A 19,747-nucleotide genomic window follows, 5' to 3' on the forward strand; every position below is an offset into this window, starting at 1 on the left:
TGCCATAGGACGGATGACGAGCGGCTGACGTATCAAGAGCCGACCCGCGAGCCGGCTCTCAGACGACCCGCGGCAGGTCCGCGTAGTAGGTCAAGGCGAATAGGGCGACGGCGAGCAGAGTGCCGAAGACGACGTCGAAGAATCGCCCGCGAGCCGCTATCCAAGTGCCGTCGGGCCGTTGCAGGCGCAGGAGTGCGAGCAGCAGCACACCGGTGCCGAGGCAGATGATCGCCAGACGCCGGTGGCCCAGCAGGGAGATCACGGGCACCACGATCAGCCCGACTGCCACGCTCAGGACTGAGAGCGTTCGGTAGGGCTCCTTGTGCTCGGGTGCGGGGCGAGCCCCCACGAGCCCCGGCTGGACCCAGGCGCCGTGCGGCGGAGTTCGCACCTCGTGCTGGCTCTCGCCCCGGGTCCCCCGCACGGTCTGATCCTGACTCACGACCGTCATCGTAGCGGGCCGCGAGCGGTCGCAGGGCGCCGCCGACGGCGGGATCAGCCGAATGTCGGATCAATGGGCGAAGTGGCGGTTGCCGGTCAAGTACATGGTCATTCCACCGGACTTCGCCGCTTCGATGACCTCGCCGTCGCGGATGGAGCCGCCGGGCTGAACGACGGCCCTGACGCCCGCGTCGACGAGGACCTGCAGACCATCGGCGAAGGGGAAGAAGGCATCGGAGGCGGCCACGGCGCCACGCGCCCGCTCGGGCGGTGCGGCGGGGAGGAGCTCGCCGGCGTCGGCGCCCTCGTCCTCCTGCTGCCCGCCGGCGTCGGAGGCGTCGCCCGCCGAGCGCAGTCCCAGGGTGTTGGCCCGTTCGACGGCCAGCCGGCAGGAGTCGACGCGGTTGACCTGCCCCATGCCGACGCCCACGGTCGCACCGTCGGAGGCGAGCAGGACGGCGTTCGAACGGACGGCGCGCACGGACAGCCAGGCGAAGCGCAGATCCGCCAGGGTCCTCGCGTCCGCGGCCCGGCCGGAGACCAGCCGCCAGGTGGCGGGGTCAGCGTCGCCGGCCTGGTAGGCGTCGCGCTCCTGGATGACGGCGCCGCCGGTCACCTGCCTGATCTCGTAGCCGCCCGCACTCGGAGGATCAACGAGGAGCAGGCGCAGATTCTTCTTGGCGGACAGGATCTCCACGGCCTCGTCATCGAAGGCCGGGGCGGCGACGACCTCGGTGAAGATCGACTCGATCTGACGGGCCATGGCCGCCGTCACCGTCGCGTTGGTGGCGATGACGCCGCCGTAGGCGGACACGGGATCGCAGGCATGAGCCTTACGGTGGGCCTCGGCGACGTCCCCGCAGGCGGCCACGGCGATCCCGCACGGGTTGGCGTGCTTGACGACGGCGACCGTCACCGCGTCACCGTGGTCGTAGGCGGCCCGGAGCGCGGCGTCGGTGTCGGTGTAGTTGTTGTAACTCATGGCTTTGCCGTGCAGCTGCCGGGCGTTCGCCACCCCCCCGCTCCGCCCGTAAGTCGTGTAGACGGCGGCGGCCTGGTGGGGGTTCTCCCCGTAGCGCAGGCCGGCCAGGCGTTCGTAGCCGACGCCGACGTAGACGGGCGGCGCGGCCCGGTCGGCCCCGGCCTCCCCGGCGCCGGCCGCATCATCCTCCTCGATCTGGCCGGCGAACCAGGTGGCCACTGCAGCGTCGTAGGCGGCGGTGCGGGCGAAGGCCCGGGCGGCCAGGGCGCGGCGCTGGGCGAGGGTGAAGCCGCCGGCGGCGACGGCCCCGGCGACCTCGTCGTAGGCATCCGGATCGGTGACGACGGCCACTGCCGGGTGATTCTTAGCGGCCGCCCGGACCATGGAGGGCCCGCCAATGTCGATCTGCTCGATGCAGGCGTCGAAGGGGGCACTGGAAGCGACCGTATCGGCGAAGGGGTAGAGGTTGACGACGACGAGGTCGATCGGGGGCGCGTCCAGCTCGGCGAGCCGGCTCATGTGCTCGGCCTTGCGACGATCGGCGAGAATCCCGGCGTGGATGCGAGGATGGAGGGTCTTGACACGCCCCTCGAGGCACTCGGGGAAACCGGTGACCTCCTCCACAGAGGTGACCGGCAGGTCCGCGGCCGTGATGGCGGCGGCGGTTGAACCGGTGGAGATGATCTCGACACCGGCGTCGACGAGGGAGCGGGCCAGGTCGATCAACCCGGTCTTGTCATAGACGGAGATCAGCGCCCGGTGCACGGCGACCCGGTCGGGGCCGGTCAGTCCCTCGGTGGAAACGTGCTGGGCGGGGACGGCGAACTGGGTCTGGGTGGCCACTGGCGCTCCTGATGCGATCGGTCCGGGGACGCCCAGGCGGGCGACGTCCCTCATTCATGACCTGTTCATGATCCGTGGCCGCTCCCCGGTGGTTGCCCACCCTCGCCAGTCGCGACCGCCTCCAGTGTAGCCGCGGCCTGCGTCGTCGGGAGGCGCGGGCCGCGCTGTCAGATCCGAACCGTCAGCTCCTCCGGCCGGGCGGCCGCTCCCCCGTCAATCCTCCCGATCGGGGGCGTCGCAGGCGCCGGGCGCATCCGACGCCTCATCCTCGGCCCGCTCGCGGGAGGCGCGCTCACGCCAGCCGACGAAGAGCCCCCGCCCGGCGGCGGAACCGGCGGGAATCGACTCGGGCGCGGACACCTCCTCGGTCACCGGTGCCGGTTCGACGCCGGAGTCCCGGGCGAGCGGAGCTGTTCCGGCTTCCGTCCCGCGCCGCGGCACCCGATGGCCGACGTTCTCCCTCTGCTGTCCGTTCCGCTCAGTGGGCTCGCCCCGTCCGTTCCGCTCGCGATCGGTCGTCTCCCACCGGTCGGTGTCGCCACGGGCTTTCGCACCGGCCCCGGCATCCCCGGCGTCCTCATGCAGACCGCGGGCGACGCCGGCACTCGCCCGGGTCCCTCGAACGGCCAACCGACGGGTGCCCGGGTGGGAGATCACCGCGACGGCGACGAGCCCGACACCGATCTCCAGAGCGATGAAGAGGCACAGATGCCCCCAGTGAGGACCGACCTGCGTCATCCGGCCCGGGCCGACAGGCCCGGACGCCGCCAGCGCCAGCGCCAAGCAGCCCAGCGTCACCACTGCGGTCGCGACGAGCGCGGCGATAACGGCCTCGCCAAGCCCGAGCACGGCCAGACGCCGGCGCCGGGGCCAGGAGGCGACCATGGTGCCGGCCGTGATGACCAGGGGCAGGTAGAGGCCGACGGTCCCCAGCGGCGCGGTGGGCAGCAAACCCAGCAGCGGCATGGCGGGGACCGGCCCCGTCACAACGGAGTCGGGCGAGAACAGGGTGCCGGCGCCCACTGCGAAGCCGGGACCGGCGAGCCACGCCAGCGCCCATACGAGCATGGTCGGCGCCCAGCAGGCCTGCAGTGCGATGAGCCCGAGAGACGCCAGAATCCCTCCGGCCGACAGTGCGTCGTGAAGTCGTCCGACGCGTCCCGCGCCTTCGACGACGGCGACCACGGTGACGGCGGCGACCAGCACGACCAGGGCGAGGAAAGTGCTGCGCACGAGTGCGAGCGCGGGGTCCGTCCAGCACGGGCGGCGCGCCCACCACCGGTCCACATCCCGCCGACCCCGTCCCGAGCGCTGAAGGCGGCCGACGGCGATGAACGCCGTTAGCCCGCCAAGACCGAGCACGGCCGTCCACAGGCGGGAGCCCGGCGGCCCGGCGGCCACGACAACGAGAGCGGCGGTCACCACCGCGGCCAGGACCGTCCATAGGCCCGACAGCAGGCCGGCGAGCCGCGAACGACGCACCGACCACCGGGTGATGAGTGCCTGGAGGACGGTCAGTCCCAGCAGCGGCAACCCGAGGACACCGTCGGGGCTCGCCGCGCTCCCCCAGGTCCCTCCCAGCCCCAGAGCCCACAGGGCGGTGCCGGCGCGCACAGCGGCGCCCACCGACAGGGCCGCGGCGGCGTCCATGGAGGAGGTCGAGACATAGACGGCGAGAGTCGGGACGACGACGAGGAGCCAGCCCGCCAGAACGGACTCGACCCCGGCGCGTACGGCGAAGGGCCAGTCGGTGGGAACCGCCCGGTACCGCCTGCCGGTACGGGCGGGGGGACCGCCCTCCGAGGCCGAGACCACTCGTCTCAGCCGTGCCGGGTTACCGCCTGTGCTCACGCCCGCTCCGCCGCGCCGGCAATCTCCCGGTACAGCCCGCGGGCGAGGGAGGCGGTCTCAGCGGGTGTGCGTCCAACGCGAACGCCCGCGGCCTCCAGGGCCGCCTTCTTGGCCCGGGCGGTGCCGGAAGATCCGGAGACGATGGCGCCGGCGTGCCCCATGGTCCTCCCCTCCGGGGCGGTGAAACCGGCCACGTAGGCCACGACGGGTTTGGTCACGGAGGAACGGATGTAGGCGGCGGCGCGCTCCTCCGCATCTCCCCCGATCTCCCCGATCATGACGACCAGCTCGGTGTCCGGGTCCGCCTCGAAGGCGGCGAGGGCGTCGATATGGGTGGTGCCGACGATCGGATCGCCGCCGATGCCGACGCAGGTGGTGAAGCCGAGGTCGCGCAACTCGTGCATGAGCTGGTAGGTCAGCGTGCCCGATTTCGAAACCAGGCCGATGGGGCCGGGGCCGGTGATGTCAGGCGGGGTGATGCCGACGTTGGAACGGGCTGGGGAGATGATGCCGGGGCAGTTGGGGCCGATGACCCGCACGCCGCGGGAGGCGGCGTAGGCGCACGCGCGAGCGGTGTCCGCCACCGGGATTCCCTCGGTGATGACGACGACCAGGCGCAGCCGCGCGTCAACGGCCTCGATGATGGCGTCCTTGGCGAAGGCCGGGGGGACGAAGAGGACCGAGACGGTAGCGCCGGTGGCCTCCTCCGCTTCGGCGACGGTCCCGTAGACGGAGACCTCGACCGCGCCCGGGACGACGCCGAGGGTCTGCGCCCCGGGGCCGGCGGGCTCGACGTCGAAGGCGACACTCGTGCCGGCCTTGCGCGGGTTGACGCCGCCGACGATCTTCGTGCCGGCGCCGAGCATGCGCCGAGTGTGCCTGCGGCCTTCGGAACCGGTCATGCCCTGGACGATGACGCGGTCGTTCTCGGTCAGGAAGATGCTCATGGTTCAGGCTCCCAGCTTCGTGACGATGTCGTGGGCGATCTCGGTGACGACGTCGGCGGCGCCGTCCATGGACTCCACGACGGTGACGCCGGGCAGGGCCGCCTCCGCGAGGATCCGGCGGGCCAGATCGGCATTGTTGCCGTCCAGGCGCACGACGATGGGCTTGTCGACGTCCTCCAGGGAGTCGACGGCGGTGACGATGCCCTCGGCGACGGTGTCGCAGGAGGTGATGCCGCCGAAGACGTTGACGAGGATGGCGTGCACCTGCGGGTCGGAGGCAACCACCTCCAGGCCGGTGGCCATGACCTGGGCGGAGGACCCCCCGCCCAGGTCGAGGAAGTTGGCCGGTCGCATGCCGCCGTGGTGCTCGCCGGCGTCGGCGATGACGTCGAGAGTGGACATGACCAGTCCCGCACCGTTTCCGAGCACCCCGACCTGCCCCTCGAGGCGGACGTAGTTCAGGCCCGCGTCCCTGGCCCGGGCCTCCAGCGGATCCGCATCGGCGATGTCTCTGAATGCGGCGTGCTCGGGATGGCGGAAGGCGGCGTTGTCGTCCAGAGAGACCTTGCCGTCCAGAGCCAGGATGGCGCCGTCGGCGGCGGCCAGCGGGTTGACTTCCACCAAGGTGGCGTCCTCGGCGGTGAAGACCTCCCACAGCCGGGTGATGACGTCGGCGATGCGGGCGGCGGTGAGCCCGGGCTCGAAGCCGGCCGCCTCGACGATGCCCGCGGCGACTTCGTCCGTTATGCCGGTCAGGGGGTCGACGGCGATGCGGGCGAGCGCCTCGGGACGCTCCTCGGCGAGGGTTTCGATGTCCATGCCGCCTTCGCGCGAGCACATGGCCAGATAGCGGCGCTCGGCGCGGTCCAGGAGAATGGAGACGTAGAATTCGGAATCGATGTCGGCGCCGGCGCAGATCAGGACCGTACGCACCGTATGACCTTTGATGTTCATTCCGAGGATCTCGCGGGCCCGCCGCTCGGCCTCGAGGGCGCTGCGGGCGAGCTTGACTCCGCCGGCCTTGCCGCGGCCGCCCGTCTTGACCTGGGCTTTGACGACGACCAGCGACGAACCGGCGTCGAGCAGGCCGGCGGCGACCTCACGCGCCTGCTCGGGGGTTGCAGCGGTCGCGCCGTCGAGCACCGGCACCCCGTGCGCTCGGAACAGGTCTCGCGCCTGATACTCATACAGATCCATACGGTCCATCCTTCCGGGTCCGCGTGCAGCGGGCCCGCGGTCGATCTTCGCGCGCAGCGGGGCGGGCTCGATGATGAGGGTAGCGTGCCGGGGGTTCCGCGCGCGGGTGGTTCCGCATGCGAGTCGGGACCAAGGTCCGTATCGGAGGCTCTCCGGTTCCGGGATGCGGAAGCCGGTGCCCAGCTCCTCCCCCGGCCCTCGGCGCCAGCGCGAGTCCCGGGACCTCCGGTGCAGACGCGAGCGCCGTGCACGAGCCACAATGGTCTTACGGGACGCTTCATCCCGCCCGACCCGGAAGGATCCGTAGATGTCAGCCGACAACACCGATGCCGCCTCCCCCGCATTCACACCGGCCGGCGAACCAACGGGCTCCGGTGAGCCGGTGCGCATCGGGGTCCTGACCTCCGGCGGCGACGCGCAGGGCATGAACGCCGCGGTGCGCGCCGTCGTTCGCACGAGTCTGCGCATGGGAGCCCAGCCATTCGCGGTGATGGAGGGCTGGTCCGGCGCCGTCGCCGGCGGAGAGGGTATACGCCCCCTGGAATGGGACTCGGTGGGATCGATCCTCCACCGCGGCGGCACCATCATCGGCACCGCCCGGTCCGCGGCCTTCCGCGAGCGCGACGGACAGCTGGCCGCCGCCCGCAACCTGCTCGAGCACGGCATCGACAGGCTCGTCGTCATCGGCGGGGACGGGTCGCTGACCGGCACCAACGAGTTCCGCAGGAACTGGCCGGGGCTCGTGGCCGAACTCGCCGAGCGCGGGGAGATCAGCGCGCAGACCGCCGCCGCCCACCCGGCCCTTATGGTCACGGGCATCGTCGGGAGCATCGACAACGACCTGGTCGGCGCGGACATGACCATCGGAGCGGACTCGGCCCTGCACCGCATCCTGGAGGCGATCGACGACATCTCCTCGACGGCCGCCTCCCACCAGCGCACCTTCGTCGTGGAGGTCATGGGACGCCACTGCGGCTACCTCGCCCTCATGGCGGCCGTCGCCGGCGGGTGCGACTACGTACTGGTGCCCGAACTCCCCCCCGCCGACGGCTGGGAGGAGGACATGTGCCGCAAACTCGCCAAGGGCCGTGAGGCCGGCCGTCGCGAATCCATGGTCATCGTCGCCGAGGGCGCCACCGACCGCGCGGGCAACCGCATCAGCGCCGACGACGTCAAGCGCGTCCTGGCCGAGAAGCTGGGCGAGGAGGCGCGCGTGACGATCCTCGGCCACGTCCAGCGCGGGGGCAAGCCGAGCGCCTACGACCGGTGGATGTCGACTCTGCTGGGATGCGCGGCGGCCCACGAACTGCTCATCGCCACCCCGCAGTCCGAGCCGGTCATCATCGCCGAGCGCCACAACCGGATCAGCCGCCTGCCCATGATGGAGCAGATCCATGCCACGCGCGCCGTCAAGGACCTCGTGGCCGACGGGGATTACGACGGCGCGGTGGCCGCCCGCGGCGCGAGCTTCGGCGAGATGCTGCAGCTGTTCGAGACCATGTCCACCCCGCCGGAGCTCGACCCCGACGTCGTCGCCTCGCATCAGCAGGACGGGGTCCGACCCAAGCGCGTCGCCATCATCCACGCGGGCGGTCTGGCGCCCGGCATGAACACGGCCGCGCGCGCCGCCGTGCGACTGGGGCTCGACCACGACTTCACCATGCTCGGCATCTACGGGGGCTTCCCCGGTCTCCTCGACGGCGAGGTGCGCGAGCTGAGCTGGGACGATGTCGAGGGCTGGGTCGGGGACGGCGGCGCCGAGCTCGGCACGCGCAGAGAGGTCCCCACCATCGAGCAGCTCTACGCACTGGGTCGGGCCATCGAATCCCACGAGATCAATGCTCTGCTCATCATCGGCGGCTACAACGCCTACCTGGCGGCCCACGAGCTGGTCACGGAGCGGGACCGCTACCCCGCCTTCAACATCCCGATCATCTGCGTGCCCGCCTCGATCGACAACAATCTGCCCGGCAGCGAGCTGAGCATCGGTGCGGATACGGCCCTGAACAACGCCGTCGGCGCCCTGGACTCGATCAAGCAGTCCGCCGCCGCGTCCCGGCGCTGCTTCGTGGCCGAGTCGATGGGCCGCAAATGCGGCTACCTCGCTCTCATGAGCGGTATCGCCACAGGTGCTGAACGGGTCTACCTCAACGAGGACGGCCTCACGCTGGCTCAGCTCGCCCGGGACTCGGCGCGCATGGTGGAATCCTTCCGCTCGGGACGCGACCTCTACCTGGTGATCCGCAATGAGAGGGCAAGCGAGAACTACACCCTGGACGTGCTCGCCAAGATCTTCGCCCAGGAGGGCCGCGGCCTGTACGACGTGCGCCACGCCGCCCTCGGCCACCTGCAGCAGGGGGGCGACCCGTCCGCCTTCGACCGGATCATGGCCACCAAGCTCGTGGCGCACGCCCTCGACCTTCTGGCGGATCAGCTGGGGGCGGGCACTCACCACTCAAGCTATGTGGGCCTGACGGGCGGGCGAATCACGCACCGCCGTCTGGAGCGCATGAACGACGAGCTCGATCTGAGTTCGCGCCGCCCTCTCCACCAGTGGTGGATGGGCCTGCGCGAGGCGATCAGCCTGGTCAGCCAGAACATCGGGGTGATTCCCTTGGAGGACATGCCCGACTTCAGCGCGTCGGTCAACGCCGCGGCATCCCCCCAGGACTGATGCGAGCGATAGGGCGGCATCTCGAGGCCCGGGGAGGGCCGGCCGCGGCGGCCGCCGGCCGGTCGCACGCGGGCTGCTCAGGACCGGACAACGCCCCCGTCGCCCGGTTCACGCACCGGGCGACGCGCGGTCAGCATCCTCAGGGTCGGTCGGCGGGCACCGCTTCCTCATCCCGTTCGGTCATGGCGTGGGCGAACTGGGCGGCGTGCAGACGCGCGTAGGCGCCGTCGCGCTCCAGCAGCTCGGCATGGGTACCCTGCTCGACGATGTCGCCGTGCTCCATGACGAGGATCGTGTCAGCGTCGCGAATGGTGGACAGACGGTGGGCGATGACGAAGCTCGTGCGCCCGCGCCGCAGCGCCGCCATGGCCCGCTGAACCAGCAGTTCGGTGCGGGTGTCCACCGAGCTGGTGGCCTCGTCCAGGATGAGCACGGCCGGGTCGGCGATGAACGCGCGAGCGATGGTCAGCAGTTGGCGCTCACCGGCGGAGACGTTGGCGGCGTCCTCCTCCAGAACCGTGTCGTAGCCCTCCGGCAGGGCGCGCACGATGTGGTCGACATAGCAGGCTCCGGCGGCCGCCTCAACGTCCTCGTCCGTAGCGCCGGGACGCCCGTAGCGGATGTTCTCGCGGATAGTCCCTTGGAACAACCAGGGATCCTGCAGCACCATGCCGGTTCGAGCGCGCACGTCGCGCCGGTGCATGGTGGCCGTGTCGACGCCGTCGAGGCTGATGCGCCCGCCGTCGATCTCGTAGAAGCGCATGAGAAGGTTGACCAGAGTCGTCTTACCCGCTCCCGTAGGGCCGACGATGGCGACGGTCTGACCGGGCTCGACGCGCAGCGACAGGTCGCTGATGAGCTCGGTATCGGGATCGTAGGAGAAGCGGACGTGGTCCATCTCAATGACGCCCGCACCCTTCCCCGTTCCCGGGTCCGCCACGTCCGCCGAACCGGCCGAACGGGCGGAGTCAGTCGTGCCGGCAGCACCGACCGACCCCGACGAGTCGGGGCGCTCCTCGGCGGCGTCGAGCAGCTCGAAGATGCGTTCAGCACTGGCGGTGCCCGATTGCACGGCGGTGGCCATGCCGCCCAGCTGAGCCAAAGGCTGAGTGAACTGCTGGGAGTACTGGATGAAGGCCTGCACATCGCCCAGACGCAGGCCGCCCCCGGCCACCATGAGGCCGCCGGCCACGGCGATCGCGACATAGGACAGGTTCCCGACCACCCGCATGACCGGCATCATGATGCCCGACAGGAACTGGGCTCGCAGGCCGGCGCGGTAGAGCTCGTCGTTCTCGTCATCGAACTTCTCGCGCGAGTCGGCTGTGCGCCCGTAGGTGCGCACCAGGGCGTGCCCGGAGAAGGACTCCTCGACGCGCGCGTTGAGCCGCCCGGTCTTGGCCCACTGCGTGGTGAAGGCCCTCTGGGAGCGCGGCCCGACGACGCCGAACAGGACGCCCATGAGCGGCAGGACGATCATGGCCACCAGCGTCAGCCTCCACGAGATCGAGATCATCATGGCGAGCACGCCGACGACGGTCAGGATCGAGGTCACCGCACTGGACAGAGACTGCTGAAGCGTGTTGGTGACGTTGTCGATGTCGTTGGTGACGCGGCTGAGCAGCTCGCCGCGCTGGACGTGGTCGAAGTAGGACAGGGGTAGGCGGTGGATCTTGGCCTCGACGTCGGCGCGCATCCGGTACATGGCCTTGATCATGATGCGGTTGAGGACGAATCCCTCGAGCCAGGCCAGGAATGCGGAGCCGAGGTAGACGGCCAGGGTGAGAAGGAGGACTCGGCCCAGGGCGCCGTAGTCGATGCCCGCGCCGGGCACCAGGTCCATGGCGCGCACCATGTCGGCCATCTCCCCGCGTCCATCGGCGGTCAGACTCTGGGCGATCTGCTCCTTGGTGACGCCCGCGGGCAGATGGGCGCTGATCCACCCCTCGAAGACGAGGTTGGTGGCCTGCCCCAGGATCTTGGGGCCGGCCACGGTCAGGACGACGGAGCCGATGGCCGCCGCCATGGCCACCGCGAGCGACCTCTTGAAGGGCATCAGGAGGGAGAGCATCCGGATGAAGGAGGGCCAGAAGGCGTTGGCCTTTCCGGGCGGCGGTCCTGCGCTCCAGTCGCCCGAGGACGCCTGAGCCTCGGAGGCCATGGCGAGTTCGTCCTCACTGAGCTCATCGGCGCGGCCCTCACCGGACTTCCTGCGGGAAGGACGCCGGCCGGCTGCAGCAGTGGTGGGGTCGGTGGCGCTCATGCGGCGGCCTCGCTTCCGAGCTGGGAGGTGACGATCTCACGGTAGGTCTCACTGGCGGTCAGCAGCGTCTGGTGCGTACCGGTCGCCACGAGCCTGCCCTCGTCCAGGACGAGGATGAGGTCCGCATCGGTGATCGACGAGACCCGCTGGGCAACAACGATCTTGGTGACTCCGGCGGTCGCAGGCCACAGCGCCTCGCGCAAAGAGGCGTCGGTGGCCACATCGAGGGCGGAGAAGGAGTCGTCGAAGATGAGCACCGCCGGGCGGCGCACGATGGCGCGAGCAATGGCCAGACGCTGGCGCTGCCCGCCGGAGACGTTCGTACCGCCCTGGGCGATGGGCGCCTCGAGCCCGCCGTCCATCTCGGTCACGAAGTCGCGGGCCTGGGCGAGCTCCAGGGCGTCCCACAGCTCGTCGTCGGAGGCGTCCTCGCGCCCCAGCCGCAGGTTGGAGGCGACGGTGCCGGCGAACAGGAAGGGCTTCTGCGGCACCAGGCCCAGCTGGGCCCATAGGGCCTCGGGCTCGGCACGGCGCACCTGCGTGCCGCCGACGAGCACCTCACCGGCGGAAGCCTCCAGGAGCCGGGGAATGAGGTTGACCAGGGTCGTCTTGCCCGATCCGGTCGAGCCGACGACGGCGACCGTCTGACCGGGCCGGGCCGTGAAGGAGATCCCCTGCAGGACGGGCTCCTCCGCACCAGGGTAGGTGAAGGCGACCTCGCGCAGCTCGACCTCGCCCGGCCGGGGGAAGTCGGCGACCGCGTTGGCGGCGACGGTCAAAGAGGGGTCGGTGTCCAGGACCTCGTCGATGCGCTCGGCGCATACAGCGGCGCGCGGGATCATCATGGTCATGAAGCTGGCCATGACGATCCCCATGAGGATCTGCATGAGATAGGTCATGAAGGCCACGAGCGTGCCGACCTCCACACGACCGGAGTCGACCTGGTGGCCACCGAACCAGATGACGCCGACCATGGTGACGTCCAGGACCAGCATGGTGGCGGGGAACAGGAAGACGAAGAGCTGACCGACGATCTCCCCCACCCGGGAGATGTCCTGGTTGGCGGTCTCGAAGCGCTCGGTCTCGGCCTCCTCGCGCACGAAGGCGCGCACGACGCGGATCCCGGTCAACTGCTCGCGCAGCACGCGGTTGATGGAGTCCAGGCGCTCCTGGTAGGAGCGGAACAACGGCACCATACGGCGCACGGTCACCCCGACCACGAGCAGGAGCACGGGCACGGCCACGGCGATGAGCCAGGACAGCGAGGGGGCGCGGCCCACCGCCATGACGACACCGCCGACCGCCAGCAGCGGCGCGGTCACCAGCATGGTGCAGCTCATGAGCACGAGCATCTGGACCTGCTGAACGTCGTTGGTGGTCCGGGTGATCAGGGAGCCGGCCCCGAAGACCGACACCTCGCGCTCGGAGAAGTTCCCGACGCGACGGAAGATGAGGGCGCGCAGGTCGCGCCCCATGCCCAACGCGGAGCGGGCGGCCAGCCAGGTCGCCCCGACGGCGCAGGCTCCCTGGAGCACGGACAGGCCGAGCATGAGGGCGCCAATGCGCCAGATATAGCCGGTATCGCCTCGGGCAACGCCGGTATCGATGATGTCGGCATTGAGCGTGGGCAGGTAGAGAGAGGCCATCACCTGCACGACCTGCAGGACGAGAACCCCCGCCAGCAGGGTCCGGTAGGGGCGCAGATAGGCGCGCAGAAGGTTGGTAAGCATGGGTTTTCCGTGTGTGTAGGGCAGCAGTGCGCCCCGGGCGGACCAATGCATCGACCGGGCCCCGACGAGAACGGGGGAGCGGTGACGGCTGCGCCGGGACGCTGTGCGATCCTAACCCTTGACGCTGCGTCAGGGTGCACGCGTCTGTGACCCGACTCACTGACGCCGACGGCGCGCGGCCTCGGCGCCTCCTCCAGCCCGGCGATACCATCACGGTCCGAGGCTCGAGGCCCGGGAACCGATTCCCGGGCCTCGAGCCGTGCGACGAAACCGTGCACCGAACGGCGTCGCAGAAAGTCGCACAGGGGAGTCATCTCCTCCTCATCCCCGAGCGTCGGTGCGATCGAGCAGCATGGAGGTGATGATGACGATGACGACGCTCAAAGTCGCGCACGTCCCGATTATGGAGATGGCGCTGACCCAGGTGAGGTCCTGGACTGCGAAGGAGGTCGCCGCTCCCTCATTGACCGCCCCGATCTGCGTCGTCCTGGTCACCAGTGCCTGGGGCAGCAACCAGGCCACCGGGACGTGCACGAGCAGCATCGTGGTACCAGCTCCCGTCAGTACCAGACCGACCGCAACGGGCAAGGCGAAGGAACGAGTGAAGGCTGACAGGCCCGTCTGGAGGGCGCACGCCGGCGCACAGGCCACGGCGATAAGCGCTCCCGCGGCCAGGCACCGTACCGGCAGCACGCCCGGGAGGCCGAGGACGAGTGAACCGACAGCGGCTGAAGCCAGAACCAGGACGAGCTGCATGACAGCTGCAGGAAGCCAGGCAGCGATGGCCTTGGCCACGACCGTTCTCCATGTGGGCACGGAGGAACTCATCAGGGCGTTCCAGTTGGAGCCCTGGTGATCGACGCGCCAGACGAGGGATGCGAGAACGGCGAGGGAGACCGGAAGAAGAGCCATGCCGTAGAAGCCGACCGAGCGTATCCACAAGAGCTGCCAGTCGGTGGGCCGGACGATGACGCACGCGCTGAGAACAGAAGCCACCGGCAGCACCAGAACCACGCCCCAGCTCGCTGAGCGTCGCAGCTTGAAGATCTCGATGATGACAGGTTCCATGTCAGATCTCCCGACGGTCGAAGCGCGCAGTGATGGCCAGGAAGAGCGCGCCGCCGATACCAGCAAGAACACTCAGGTTCACCAGGTGACAATCAAGGTCGACGAGGGTCGGGCCGACGAAGTCAGCGGGAACAATGAGCCCGTAGGCGGTCCACGGGCTCAAGAACCGCGCCCACAGTGGCATGACCTGGGAGAAGGTGCTCAGAAGGATACCGGCGAGCCCCAGCGCCAGCGGCCCGAGCTGATTCTCCGTCCGGGCCGAGGCAAGTAGCTGCGCGCCCAGCACGGCGAGATTGACGATTGCGAGGCAGATGAGTTGACAGCACAGTCGCTCCGCGGGCGCCGGCGCCGTGACGCCGATGCTGCGTCCAATAATGAGCACGAGTGCGCCCCAGGCCACCGGCATCGGTGAGATGAGGGCCCCGAGGGCGAGGAGCTTTGCCCGGCAGAGTCGACCTGGAGTAGCGCCCGCCATCGAGGTCGACACCCAGCCGTGTCCCGAGTGCTCAATCTCTACCTGGCGGCTCGCCATAACGGCGAGAAGGAGTGGTGCGGCGAGCGTGACAGCGCCGTGGAGACTGACCATGAGGAGCTTCCACCCATAGCCATCGGCATCGGCCCGGTGGTCGATCAGCCCCGAGTTCATGGCCGTCAGAACAGTGAGTGCGGCGACCCCGAGCAGGAGGAGAGCGGCTACGAGGCCAATGCGCAGGTGACGCATCTTGGCGTACTCGTTGCGCAGAGTGCGAACAGTCATGGAGGTGGTCACAATCCACCTCCTCGAGTAAGAGCCATGAAGACGTCCTCCAGGCTCTGCTCCTCCTGGCGCACTCCGTGCACGCCGATGCCCTCACGAACCAGAAGGGCCACGACGTCGGCTGTGGCTTCACGGGTGAGATTCGGGACGCGCAGGAGCGTGTGCTCACGAATGGGCGCGCGCCCCTGAACGGTCAGAAGACGAGCGGCAGCATACGGGTCCGAGCAGTCAAGAAGCGTATCCGGTGCGGAAGCGCTCATGAGCTCCGCACGCGTGCCCTGGAAGAGGAGCCTGCCGTGCGACACGATACCCAGAACAGTCGCAATGCGATCGATCTCCCCCAGGCTGTGGGAGGAGACCATGACCGTGATTCCGCTGGACGCCAATGATCCCAGGAGTCGGCGGATCTCCTTGATTCCGGCAGGATCAAGACCGTTGGTCGGCTCATCGAGAATGAGCAGCGAGGGCCAGCGAGCAAGCGCCATGGCGATTCCCAGGCGTTGTTTCATGCCCAGGGAGTAGTCGCGAACCCGCTTGTTCATCTGCCCGCCCAGTCGAACGGTGCTCACAGCTCGCTCCACGTGCTGGTCGGGGATGCCCAGCAGACGCTGGATGATTCGCATGTTCTGGGCACCGGTGAGGTGCCCGTAACCCGGCGGGGATTCGATGAGGGAACCGATGCGGGCCAGGTGGCGCCGTCGGGTACGACGGGTCATGGGCTCGCCACCGATGAGGACCCTGCCCGCGGTGGGCTGCACGAGGGACAGCAGCATCTTCATGGTCGTGGACTTGCCCGAGCCGTTGGGCCCGAGGAAGCCGTAGACGGCGCCCTCGGGCACGCGCAGGTTGAGGTGATCGACGACGGTCCGCCGTCCGTAACGCTTGATGAGATCAGTGGTCTGTACAAGATCGCTCATGGGTCGAGCCTTCCCGCGCGACCGCGGGTCCGCCTCCACCTCGGGACTCAGAGCCGTCTATGCGCTGTGCTTACGGCCTGGTACCACGCTCCTCCAAGAGGAGGACCAGCAGGGTCTCGGCGAAATCGGTGCGTCATACACCCCGGCACTGGCCAGGAACCTCGCACGAACCATCCCCCACCGACCGACCCGCTTAAAACCGACCTTGCCGACCCCCTGGGAGGACCAGCCCCGACTCGTAGGCGAGCACAACCGCCTGCGCCCGATCCCGCAGCCCCAGCTTGCCCAGGATCCGACTGACGTGGACGCGCACCGTCCCCTCAGCCACCGACAGTTCCCGGCCAATGCCTTCGTTGGACAGCCCGCGAGCGAGCAGGGCGAGGACCTCGCGCTCGCGCGCGGTCAGGTTCTCCAATGTCCGAGCCGCGTGCGTACCACCGTCGGAGGTCGGAGGCGGGGCCATGAAGTGCTCCATGAGTCGCCGGGTAGTGGAGGGAGCCATCACCGCGTCCCCGGCATGCACGTGGCGAATCGCAGCCATGAGCTCGTCCAAGGAGGCGTCCTTGAGAAGGAAGCCGCCAGCACCGGCCCGGATCGCCTCGTAGGCGTACTCATCGAGGTCGAAGGTGGTCAGAACTATCACCTTGGGCCCGTCGGTGCCGCTCTCCACGATTCGGCGAGTCGCCTCAATGCCGTTCATGCCCGGCATGCGCACATCCATGAGGACGACATCGGCCTTCACCCGGGCGAGCAGGTCGAGGGCCGATCGCCCGTCGTCGGCCTCGCCGACGACCTCCACCTCCTCCTGGGTCTCCAGAAGCATGCGGAAGCCGAGCCGGTACATCTCCTGGTCGTCGACGAGTGCGATTCGCAGAGTCATGCATCCTCCTGGACGCCCAGCGGCAGGACGGCGCGCAAACGGAAGCCTCCATCCGGCCGAGCTCCCGCCTCGAGGCTGCCTCCGTGGGAGGCGACCCGCTCCCGAATCCCCACCAGGCCGTACCCGGCGGGGTCGCCCGACGACGGAGCCGGCGAGCTTGCGCCGTCGTCGAGCACCTCGATGACCAGACTCTCCGGCGTCGTGTCCGCGCGGTGCACACGGGCCTCCACGCAAGTAACGGCGCCCGCATGCCGGCGTACGTTGCTCAGCCCCTCTTGGACCAGACGGTAGACGGTCGGGCCGAGCTCCTCCGGCAGGTCCAGGGAGTCGGAGACCTCGAGGCGGACCGGGATCCCGGTCTCGCCGGCCTCAGCGACCAGGTCCTTGAGATCCTGCAGGCCGGGCTGAGGGGCGAGTCGGGGCCGGTCCTCACCACGCAGGGCGGTCAGCATCCGGCGCATCTGCGCCAGTGCCTCCCGCCCGGTGTCACGAACGCGGAGCATGGCCTCGGCCGCCCGGCCGGGGTCCGAGGGCGCGGTCGCCGCTGCTCCGTCGGCGACGACGGTCATGATTCCCAGGCTGTGGGAAACGATGTCGTGGATCTCGCGGGCGATCCGGGAGCGCTCCTCCCGCTCCACCTGCTCGCGGCGCAGCTCGGCCTCGCGCAGCCGATACTCGGTGTTGCGCGTCAGTGCGATCAGATGGGCGCGGCGCATGCGCTGGAGTGTGCCGGCGGTCCACGCCCACGCCACCGTGACAGCGCACAGCGCAGGCAGGCTCAGCCGGCTGTACCCCATCGTGACGGCGGGGATGAATGCCACCAGGACCCAGACGACGACGAGCGCGGCAGCGGGCAGGGACCACGTCCATCGCTGGGTGCTCGCCAAATGATGGACCTCGAGCGCCAGCAGGATATCGACAGGGAGGATGCCGGCGCCCGGGTCCACGAGGGGCTGAATCCAGGCGAGGCAGATCATCACCGTGAAAGCGACCCGAGCGGAGCGGCGTCGGAGCAGCCAGCACAGCCCGAGGCCCGCGCAGAGCCCCTCCGCCATCCACAAACCCACGGCAGTCGTCACGATGGCGGGCATAACAATCTGGTTGTACCCCAAGACGAGGGAGAGAACCACCAGATCGACGGCTGGGCGGTGCCGCGCCAACCAGCGCTGCGGCCACGGCTCGGCGACCGTTCGCGGGACCGGCGAGACCGGCACCGGCTGAGGCGAACGCTCCATACCCGCAGGCTACGGCCAATGCGCCCGCCGCTGCACATGCCGATGAGAAACGAGTCGACGCTCGGGTCCTCTGACGACCGCCCCGACGGGAAAGACTCGCTCAATCGCATACGCCCCGCCCACCACACCCCGAAGCACGAAGAGCCGGACTCGTCAACTCAACCTAAAAGAATCAGTCTGAAACAGGCGAACAAGCAGTGTCCGACAAACGTCCGACAGTCCATATGGATACCGCGAAGATGACCGGGACGAGGCAGCACACGAGCAGGGCGGGGCGCAGTCCGGTTCCGGCGTCGGGCAGCTGGAGAGCCGCGAGCCGCCTCGGTGCACCGAAGGAGGCCGTGCCCGCGGCGTCCGCGATCGCCCCGGCGGCGGAGGGCCCGGCGACGGCGCTCGCGGGCCGAGTCGGGGCTCCGCGGGCCGGAGTCCTCATGAAGTCGTCGGAGTCGTCATATCGTCTCCCCGATGACGTCCCCCGCTCCTCCCCCGCCGCGCAGCCGTGCGAACCGGACGGCGCGCCTCCTGGTCGCCATCGTGCTGGCGGGTGCGGCGGCCGGTCTCGTCGGCATCGCCATGGCCCGGCTACTCGAGGGCTTCGAGTGGCTCTTCTACGGCGTCGCGGACGGAGCGCTGCCCGAGCGGGTCGGGGCCGCTCCGGCGTGGCGGCGCGTACTCGCGCCCGCCGCAGGCGGGACTCTAGCGGGGGCCGCGTGGTGGTGGGAGCGCGGCACCGGCGGCGTCGTCGGCGTCGAAGCAGCCGTAGCGGACGGCTCGGGGACCACCGCCCGGCGGATGGGACTCGTGCGTCCCTTCGCCGACGGCGTGCTGCAGGTGCTCGTCGTGGGCGCCGGCAACTCCGTAGGCCGCGAGGGAGCGCCGCGTCTCATGGCGGGGGCCGTGGCCGCTCGACTCGCGCGATGGCTGGACCTGGAGGCGGGCACGACGACGTTGCTCGTCGCCTCAGCCGCCGGCGCCGGACTGGCCGCCATGTACAACGTTCCCCTGGGCGGAACGGCCTTCGCAGTCGAGATCACCATGGTCGCGGGAACCCGCCGGCGCGGGGTCCTCCTGGCTCTGCCGGTGAGTGTGATCGCGACGGTCGTCTCGTGGCTGCACTCCCACGGTCGCCCGACCTTCGAGGTCGCGATCGGCGGGCCGACGACCGCCACGATCCTGACGGCCCTGGCGGCGGCTCCGGCGCTTATGGCGCTCGGCGCGGGGGCGCGCCGACTATGGGACTGGTTCAAGGTGCACCGGGTTCCGAATACCTGGGCGCTGCCGGCGGGCATCGCGACGGCGGGCACTCTCACGGGAACGGCCTCACTATGGCTGCCCGTCCTGCCGGGCAACGGAAGGGACGCGCTGGAGGCGGCGCTGCTCTCCCCGACAACGAGTACGGCGCTCCTCGCCCTATGCGGTGTGATGGTGCTCAAACCGCTGCTGACTGCGGCGACGCTGGGCGCGGGCGCCACGGGAGGACTGCTGGCGCCGTCCTTCGCCCTGGGCGGCAGTGCAGGGGCCGCCGTCGCGGAAGTGGCGCACATGGCGGGCTGGGAGGCGAGCGTCCCGGCGCTCGCGCTCGTGGGCGCCGGTGCGGTTCTGACCGTCACTCAGCGCGCTCCTGCGTTCGGCGCACTCTTCGTATGGGAGCTCGTGCGACCGCCGCTGTGGGTGCTGGCAGTCATGGCGGTCATCGTCGTCGGCTGCTGGTGGCCGACGACGGCGCTGCCCGCCCGTCACCGGCGCTCCGAGCACCGTCACCGAGACCGCTCGTAACGGACCGTATCGGTCGGCTCGCCCGCAGCCGCGTATAAGCCGACAACCATCAGACCCGCCCTCGGATCAGCCGGAACCGGAATCAGATGATCGAGGGCGGATCGGGCCGGACCGCTCCCTCGACGCCGGCCATCCAGCGCATCGGTCGACGACTCCGTCCGACGGACGAGAGCGAGAGAATCCGCA

14 protein-coding genes and 1 riboswitch are annotated in these 19,747 nt (G+C 69.9%); of the genes, 2 read left to right on the forward strand and 12 right to left on the reverse strand.

All coding sequences use genetic code 11. The annotated features are described in order from the left end of the window. Nucleotides 1-58: 58 nt before the first annotated feature. From HMPREF9062_RS10195 to sucC, 5 genes are all read right to left on the reverse strand, one after another. A complete protein-coding gene (locus HMPREF9062_RS10195) occupies nucleotides 59-451 on the reverse strand; it encodes a DUF3017 domain-containing protein (RefSeq protein ID WP_009750052.1) in 393 nt (130 codons plus the stop codon). Nucleotides 452-511: 60 nt separating this feature from the next. Then, nucleotides 512-2,320: a bifunctional phosphoribosylaminoimidazolecarboxamide formyltransferase/IMP cyclohydrolase gene (purH, locus tag HMPREF9062_RS10200; protein WP_009750053.1), complete on the reverse strand. Its 1,809-nt coding sequence runs from the start codon at nucleotides 2,318-2,320 to the stop codon at nucleotides 512-514. Continuing rightward, nucleotides 2,290-2,389, reverse strand: a riboswitch (ZMP/ZTP riboswitch). It overlaps the preceding gene by 31 nt. Nucleotides 2,390-2,479: 90 nt before the next feature. Then, entirely contained in the window at nucleotides 2,480-4,117 is a 1,638-nt protein-coding gene (locus HMPREF9062_RS10205) for a cell division protein PerM (protein WP_216584418.1), read from the reverse strand. Then, nucleotides 4,114-5,064: a succinate--CoA ligase subunit alpha gene (gene sucD / locus HMPREF9062_RS10210; protein WP_009750055.1), complete on the reverse strand. Its 951-nt coding sequence runs from the start codon at nucleotides 5,062-5,064 to the stop codon at nucleotides 4,114-4,116. Before sucD ends, HMPREF9062_RS10205 begins: the two co-directional genes overlap by 4 nt. A gap of 3 nt (nucleotides 5,065-5,067) precedes the next feature. After that, nucleotides 5,068-6,261, reverse strand: coding sequence for an ADP-forming succinate--CoA ligase subunit beta (gene sucC, locus HMPREF9062_RS10215; RefSeq protein ID WP_034254175.1), 1,194 nt, complete (start codon nucleotides 6,259-6,261; stop codon nucleotides 5,068-5,070). Nucleotides 6,262-6,568: 307 nt separating this feature from the next. Between sucC and HMPREF9062_RS10220 the strand changes: the two genes are divergently transcribed. After that, nucleotides 6,569-8,935, forward strand: coding sequence for a 6-phosphofructokinase (locus HMPREF9062_RS10220; RefSeq protein WP_009750058.1), 2,367 nt, complete (start codon nucleotides 6,569-6,571; stop codon nucleotides 8,933-8,935). A 139-nt stretch (nucleotides 8,936-9,074) separates the two neighbouring features. Here HMPREF9062_RS10220 and HMPREF9062_RS10225 read toward each other — a convergent pair whose 3' ends face one another. From HMPREF9062_RS10225 to HMPREF9062_RS10255, 7 genes are all read right to left on the reverse strand, one after another. Next, a complete protein-coding gene (locus HMPREF9062_RS10225; RefSeq protein WP_009750059.1) occupies nucleotides 9,075-11,198 on the reverse strand; it encodes an ABC transporter ATP-binding protein in 2,124 nt (707 codons plus the stop codon). Beyond that, complete coding sequence (locus tag HMPREF9062_RS10230) at nucleotides 11,195-12,928, reverse strand: ABC transporter ATP-binding protein (protein ID WP_009750060.1); 1,734 nt, start codon at nucleotides 12,926-12,928, stop codon at nucleotides 11,195-11,197. Before HMPREF9062_RS10230 ends, HMPREF9062_RS10225 begins: the two co-directional genes overlap by 4 nt. Before the next feature lie 321 nt (nucleotides 12,929-13,249). Then, nucleotides 13,250-13,996 carry an ABC transporter permease gene (locus HMPREF9062_RS10235; protein WP_009750061.1) on the reverse strand — a complete coding sequence of 249 codons (747 nt, stop codon included), beginning with the start codon at nucleotides 13,994-13,996 and terminating at the stop codon, nucleotides 13,250-13,252. A gap of 1 nt (nucleotide 13,997) precedes the next feature. Continuing rightward, nucleotides 13,998-14,765, reverse strand: coding sequence for an ABC transporter permease (locus HMPREF9062_RS10240; protein WP_009750062.1), 768 nt, complete (start codon nucleotides 14,763-14,765; stop codon nucleotides 13,998-14,000). Then, on the reverse strand, nucleotides 14,762-15,670 hold the full coding sequence (locus tag HMPREF9062_RS10245; protein ID WP_009750063.1) for an ATP-binding cassette domain-containing protein: 909 nt from the start codon (nucleotides 15,668-15,670) through the stop codon (nucleotides 14,762-14,764). The genes HMPREF9062_RS10240 and HMPREF9062_RS10245 overlap by 4 nt, the downstream gene beginning before the upstream one ends. A gap of 193 nt (nucleotides 15,671-15,863) precedes the next feature. Further along, nucleotides 15,864-16,550 (reverse strand): response regulator, encoded by a 687-nt coding sequence (locus tag HMPREF9062_RS10250; protein WP_009750064.1) that lies wholly within the window; start codon nucleotides 16,548-16,550, stop codon nucleotides 15,864-15,866. Next, nucleotides 16,547-17,785 (reverse strand): sensor histidine kinase, encoded by a 1,239-nt coding sequence (locus HMPREF9062_RS10255; protein ID WP_009750065.1) that lies wholly within the window; start codon nucleotides 17,783-17,785, stop codon nucleotides 16,547-16,549. The genes HMPREF9062_RS10250 and HMPREF9062_RS10255 overlap by 4 nt, the downstream gene beginning before the upstream one ends. A 465-nt stretch (nucleotides 17,786-18,250) precedes the next feature. Here HMPREF9062_RS10255 and HMPREF9062_RS10265 point away from each other — a divergent pair, with 465 nt between their 5' ends. Next, on the forward strand, nucleotides 18,251-19,561 hold the full coding sequence (locus tag HMPREF9062_RS10265) for a chloride channel protein (protein ID WP_009750067.1): 1,311 nt from the start codon (nucleotides 18,251-18,253) through the stop codon (nucleotides 19,559-19,561). Nucleotides 19,562-19,747: the final 186 nt, after the last annotated feature.

It is taken from the genome of Actinomyces sp. oral taxon 448 str. F0400 (genome assembly GCF_000220835.1).
Classification (GTDB): Bacteria; Actinomycetota; Actinomycetes; order Actinomycetales; family Actinomycetaceae; genus Actinomyces.